The 475-nt window shown below is 53.5% G+C and carries 1 protein-coding gene and 1 pseudogene; both read right to left on the bottom strand.

Going from position 1 to position 475, the window contains the following annotated elements:
• Positions 1 to 322 (bottom strand): annotated as a pseudogene (locus tag J5M56_RS24925) (outer membrane protein assembly factor BamA); the annotation flags it as partial.
• Between the two features lie 73 nt (positions 323 to 395).
• Positions 396 to 475, bottom strand: an 80-nt coding sequence (locus tag J5M56_RS26885; protein WP_243430904.1) for a hypothetical protein, incomplete at its 5' end; no start/stop codon positions are given.

Raw genomic sequence — 475 nt, 5'->3', positions numbered from 1 at the left:
CTTCAGTGGAAATCGCCTTGTTGCCTTCGATTTCAATACTGGCGACCGAAGGACGCTCGACGACGGTGATGACCAGAACGTTGCCTTCGCGGCCCAGCTGGATATCTTGAAAGAAACCGGTTTTGAACAACGCACGAGTGGATTCCACCAGGCGACGATCATCCGCCTGCTCGCCGACGTTCAACGGCAAGGCACCAAAGACGCTACCCGCGGAGACCCGCTGGAGGCCATTGACGCGAATATCAGAGATAGTGAAGGACTCGGCGTGAACTTCGGCGATCATCAATACGGTGAGAACCGCAGTTAGCAGCAGACGTTTCATGAAGTCCTTTCTATTCCAACTGGCAATAAACAAACTGCCGCAAAATGCGGCAGATTCGCAATTCAGCGAAGCGTTACAGTCGACCCAGATCGTTGACCAGAGCAAGCAACATCACCCCGACCACCAAACTGATACCGATCTGTATCCCCCAAC

This window comes from Pseudomonas sp. 51_B (assembly GCF_017491595.1).
Lineage (GTDB): Bacteria > Pseudomonadota > Gammaproteobacteria > Pseudomonadales > Pseudomonadaceae > Aquipseudomonas > Aquipseudomonas promysalinigenes.
Note: the sequence above shows the minus strand (reverse complement) of the source record. Positions and strands in the feature narration are given on the sequence as shown.